Origin of the sequence: Azonexus caeni (assembly GCF_048146105.1) — a bacterium.
In the GTDB taxonomy this organism is placed as follows: Bacteria; Pseudomonadota; Gammaproteobacteria; order Burkholderiales; family Rhodocyclaceae; genus Azonexus; species Azonexus aromaticus_B.
On the sequence record NZ_JBKJAD010000046.1, the window covers coordinates 1 to 4735 of the forward strand.

Here is a 4735-nt window from a genome sequence, read left to right on the forward strand (position 1 = left end):
TGGTGCTGGCACGTCGTTGGCTACTCGAGGCCAACACCCAAGGTGCGTCCTGAAAACGGAAAATGAACAAAATGCCACGAGAATCCCCGTACCGGACCACAAAAATCAGCCCACTTCCCGGTCAAATTACCTTCACCTGCTTCATTCTCCAGGGCTCGGTGAATTGTTCAGCGTTTCCTTAACGATTCTCTCGGTCATGTGACTTCAACGGCATATTCCACTCGCTATGATGTTCGAGTGCAAAGGCCCTGGGTTGAGCTCCGGAGAATAGGCTGGCAAGAAGAACAGTTCAATGTGTGCCGTGTGCTTTTCCAGCCAGTCCCGAACCTTGTTGCTGTGATGCACTTGCAGGTTGTCCAGAATCAAAAACACCTTGCGTCCGGCATCCCGAACTAGGCGTGCCAGGAATCGAATCAGCACAGGGGCTGTCATCGTTTCCCGATAGAGCATGAAGCGAACTTTCCCCTGATTGGTGACGGTCGAGATCATGTTGGTGGCGAACCGCCTGCCAGGCACCCGTTGAACTGGTGTCTTGCCTGCCGGCGCATAGCTCCGGCCGTGTTGGCAATCGCTACGGAGCCCCGTCTCGTCGCCCCAGTGAATTTCCGCCTCTTCCTCTTTGGCGCGCAGGGCAATCCCGGGGTAGCTCTCCTTGAGCCAAGTCTCCACCAATTCAGGTTTCTGCTCGTAGGCCTTCTTCAACGGCTTCTGCGGTGTGAAACCCCAGCGCTTGAGGTACTCGCCGACTGTCCGGATCGGCATGTCGATCTTGAAGCGACGATGGATCAATTCCCGAACGGCCGCCCGCGTCCAAAGCGCGAAGGAAAGCTTGAGTTGATCCGGCATCGTCTCGCTGATGAGCTGCTGCACCACCCACTCCTGCTCTACGCTGAGTGTGCGACGCTTACCAACCTCCGTGCCTCGTTTACCGCCTTCGACCGCCGATTTGAGACCTTCTGCCTGATAACGCGACCACCAGTATTGGACCGTGCGAGGATGTACCCCGACCGTTTCACCTATCTCGGCAAATTCGTGGCCGTTCATTCGCATGCGAAGCGCTATCTTGCGCTTCTCCTTTTGTTGCTCTGGACTGAGCTTGCGGGCGTCTTCTTTATCTATGCCAATATCATACCACAAACGCCCTATATATTTGCCGGGTTAATAGGTCATCCCAGCGGAATTTTCCGCCATCACTCAGGTCTACGCAACTTCCGCCCCGCGTGGGCTGTTCTGGAGAGCGGCATGGTCTGGCGTTTCCTGTTCGGTGGCTTGCTGTGCGTCGCTGTGCTATCGCCCGCGCGGGCGGTTGCCGAGTTGCAGCGCAGCGAGAAGGCGGCTTTTCGGGTGGTCGAGCTGAGCGTTGGGCTGGAGCATCCGTGGTCGCTCGCTTTCTTGCCCGATGGCCGTTTTCTGGTCAGCGAGCGGCCGGGGCGCTTGCGCCTGGTCGGGGCCGATGGGCGGCTCGATCCGCGGCCGGTGGGCGGGGTGCCGGTGGTGGTGGCGCGTGGTCAGGGCGGGCTGCTCGATGTCGCGCTGCATCCGCAGTTCGCCAGCAACGGCTGGGTCTATCTGTCCTACGCCGGGGGCGGCGAGGGCGGTGCGGGAACTGAGGTGGCGCGCGGGCGGCTGGTGGGCGACGCCAGCGGCAGCCGGCTGGTCGATCTGCAGGTGATCTATCGCCAGCAGCCGAAGTCGCTCGAACGCGTGCATTTCGGTTCGCGCCTGGTGTTCGGCGGCGACGGCATGCTCTACATCACCCAGGGCGACCGTGGCGAGATGGAGCGGGCGCAGGCGCCCGGCGATCTGGCCGGCAAGCTGGTCCGTCTGCACGACGATGGCCGGGTGCCGGCCGATAATCCCTGGCGCGGCGTTGCCAGCGCCCGGCCGGAGGCCTACAGCACCGGCCATCGCAGCATGCAGGGGGCGGCGCTGCATCCGCAGAGCGGCGCCTTATGGACGCACGAGCACGGGCCGCAGGGCGGCGACGAGATCAACGTGATCCGGCCCGGCCGCAATTACGGCTGGCCGCTGATCACCTACGGGGTCAATTACGGGCTGGGGACGAAGATCGGCGTCGGTACGCATTTGCCGGGGATGGAGCAGCCGCTGTACCAATGGACGCCGTCGATTGCGCCGTCCGGCATGGCGTTCTACACGGGCGGGCGGTTTCCCGGCTGGCAGGGCAATCTCTTTGTCGGCGCGCTGAAGGCGCAGGCCCTGCTGCGGCTGGAACTGGACGGCGATCGCGTGGTCGGCGAGGAGCGCCTGCTGGTCGGCCAGGTCGGCCGCATCCGCGATGTCCGGCAGGGGCCGGACGGCTTTCTCTACCTGCTGACCGACGCGGCGGACGGGCGGCTGCTGCGGCTGGAGCCGGCCGCCCGGCCGTGAGGCTCACTCCAGCGAGAGCACCCAGGCGATCGCCTGCTTGAGGTCGTCGTCGCTGATCTTGTCGGCGGGGTGGGGCAGCATCGGTACCGTGCCCCAGTTGCCGGCGCCGCCGTGGCGGACCTTGTCGAAGAGGGCGGCGGGCGCCTTGGCGTCGCCCCGGTACTTGGCGGCAACGTCCTTGTAGGAGGGGCCGACGCGCTTGACGTCGACGGCGTGGCAGGCGACGCAGCGCGCCTTCTTGACGATGGCTTCGCTGGCGTGGGCAGAGAGGGCAGGGGCGAGCAGGCTGGCGGCGAGGAAGAGGCCGGCGGCGCGGAAGACGGATTTCATGAAAACTCCGGGAATTCGAAAAAAAGGGGGCGGTCGCCCGCCCCCGAAAGTTCCCCGCAAAGGGACAGTGGAGGAGATTTGCTCAGAAGAAGCCCAGCTTCTGTTCGGCGTAGGAAACGAGCAGGTTCTTGGTCTGCTGGTAGTGGTCGAGCATGACCTTGTGGGTCTCGCGCCCGATGCCGGATTCCTTGTAACCGCCGAAAGCGGCGTGCGCCGGGTAGGCGTGGTAGCAGTTGGTCCATACGCGGCCGGCCTGGATGGCCCGGCCCATGCGGTAGGCGACGTTGCCGTTGCGGCTCCAGACGCCGGCGCCGAGGCCGTAGAGCGTGTCGTTGGCGATCGCCAGGGCTTCGGCTTCGTCCTTGAAGGTGGTCACGGCGAGCACCGGCCCGAAGATTTCCTCCTGGAAGATGCGCATCTTGTTGTGGCCCTTGAACAGCGTCGGCTGGATGTAGTAACCGCCTTCGATGTCGCCGCCGAGGTGGGCGCGTTCGCCACCGATCAGCACTTCGGCGCCTTCTTCCTTGCCCAGCTTGAGGTAGGACTCGATCTTGTCCATCTGGATCTGCGAAGCCTGGGCGCCCATCATCGTCTCGGTGTCGAGCGGCGAACCCTGCTTGATGGCGGCAACGCGCTTCAAGGCCTTTTCCATGAACTTCTCGTAGATCGATTCCTGGATCAGCGCGCGGCTCGGGCAGGTACAGACTTCGCCCTGGTTGAAGGCGAACAGGACCAGACCTTCGATCGCCTTGTCGAGGAAGCCGTCGTCCTTGTCCATCACATCGGCGAAGAAGATGTTGGGCGACTTGCCGCCCAGTTCCAGGGTGGCCGGGATCAGGTTGTTGGCGGCGGCCTGGGCGATGACGCGGCCGGTGGCGGTGGAGCCGGTGAAGGCGATCTTGGCGATGCGCTTGGAAGTCGCAAGCGGCATGCCGGCTTCGCGGCCCAGACCATTGACGATGTTCAACACGCCAGGCGGCAGCAGGTCGGCGATCAGGTCCATCAGGATCAGGATCGAGATCGGCGTCGATTCGGCCGGCTTGAGCACCACGCAGTTGCCTGCGCCGAGCGCCGGAGCGAGCTTCCAGGCGGCCATCAGGATCGGGAAGTTCCAGGGGATGATCTGGCCGACGACGCCGAGCGGCTCATGGATGTGGTAGGCCATGGTGTTCTCGTCGATTTCCGAGATGCCGCCTTCCTGCGAGCGCAGGCAGCCGGCGAAGTAGCGGAAGTGGTCGACGGCGAGCGGGATGTCGGCAGCCAGGGTTTCGCGGATCGGCTTGCCGTTGTCGACGGTCTCGGCGTAGGCGAGCAGTTCGAGGTTGGCTTCGAGGCGGTCGGCGATCTTCAGGAGGATGTTGGAGCGCGTCGTCGCGTCGGTCTTGCCCCACTTCGGGAAGGCGGCGTGGGCGGCGTCGAGCGCCAGTTCGATGTCTTCGGCGCTGGAGCGGGCGGCCTGCGTGTAGACCTTGCCGTTGACCGGGGTCACCACGTCGAAGTACTGGCCCTTGACCGGCGCGGTCCATTGGCCGTTGATGAAGTTGTCGTACTTGGCCTTGTAGGCGATTTTTGCGCCAGCGGCGCCGGGGGCTGCGTAGATCATTTTGTCTCCAGTGTTCTCGAAATGGGTTGCGGACAAGTCTTTGGAAATCCGGCGTTGCCTCGGGATCGACGCTGTGCCGTGACTCGTGACTTATCATTCGCACGCCGCGTGCCAGCCCGTTCCTGGTTTTACAAAGCGCTTGTTAATCAATGGCTTGAGCGCTTTGTTCGGGCGCCTGCCGGGGGCCGGGCTGCTCCATTGATCAACGGCTGTTCAAATGTGGAGCAGTGGCCGGGCAGGCTTGGGTAGCAGGCTTGCAACAATAATCCCGTTGTCACATGACGATGTCTTCGCTATCCTTCCGGCTTCCCATTTAGCCGCCACAGCCATGTCCATCGACCTCGTGCGCAACCTGTTCTCGAGCGACACGCGCCTGTATGCGCTGTCGTGGCGGGACGAGGGGATGCCGCAGCT

The 4735-nt window shown here is 63.4% G+C and carries 3 protein-coding genes and 1 pseudogene; 1 reads left to right on the forward strand and 3 read right to left on the reverse strand.

The features are described from left to right. Positions 1 to 249 precede the first annotated feature (249 nt). Positions 250 to 1119, reverse strand: a pseudogene (locus ACLIIZ_RS20930) (IS630 family transposase); the annotation flags it as partial. A gap of 123 nt (positions 1120 to 1242) precedes the next feature. On the opposite strand from ACLIIZ_RS20930, the gene ACLIIZ_RS20935 reads away from it, so the two are divergent. Further along, entirely contained in the window at positions 1243 to 2388 is a 1146-nt protein-coding gene (locus ACLIIZ_RS20935; protein ID WP_416695611.1) for a PQQ-dependent sugar dehydrogenase, read from the forward strand. Between the two features lie 3 nt (positions 2389 to 2391). On the opposite strand, the gene ACLIIZ_RS20940 is transcribed toward ACLIIZ_RS20935, so the two are convergent. Together ACLIIZ_RS20940 and exaC are read right to left on the reverse strand one after the other, a co-directional pair. After that, a complete protein-coding gene (locus ACLIIZ_RS20940; protein WP_416695613.1) occupies positions 2392 to 2718 on the reverse strand; it encodes a c-type cytochrome in 327 nt (108 codons plus the stop codon). Between the two features lie 82 nt (positions 2719 to 2800). Beyond that, entirely contained in the window at positions 2801 to 4321 is a 1521-nt protein-coding gene (gene exaC / locus ACLIIZ_RS20945) for an acetaldehyde dehydrogenase ExaC (RefSeq protein WP_416695615.1), read from the reverse strand. Positions 4322 to 4735 lie beyond the last annotated feature (414 nt).

Excerpts from the sequence above, each read along its gene's own strand:
- exaC (WP_416695615.1), bottom strand. The coding sequence starts at position 4,321 with ATGATCTACGCAGCCCCCGGCGCCGCTGGCGCAAAAATCGCCTACAAG.
- ACLIIZ_RS20940 (WP_416695613.1), bottom strand. The coding sequence starts at position 2,718 with ATGAAATCCGTCTTCCGCGCCGCCGGCCTCTTCCTCGCCGCCAGCCTG.
- ACLIIZ_RS20935 (WP_416695611.1), top strand. The coding sequence starts at position 1,243 with ATGGTCTGGCGTTTCCTGTTCGGTGGCTTGCTGTGCGTCGCTGTGCTA.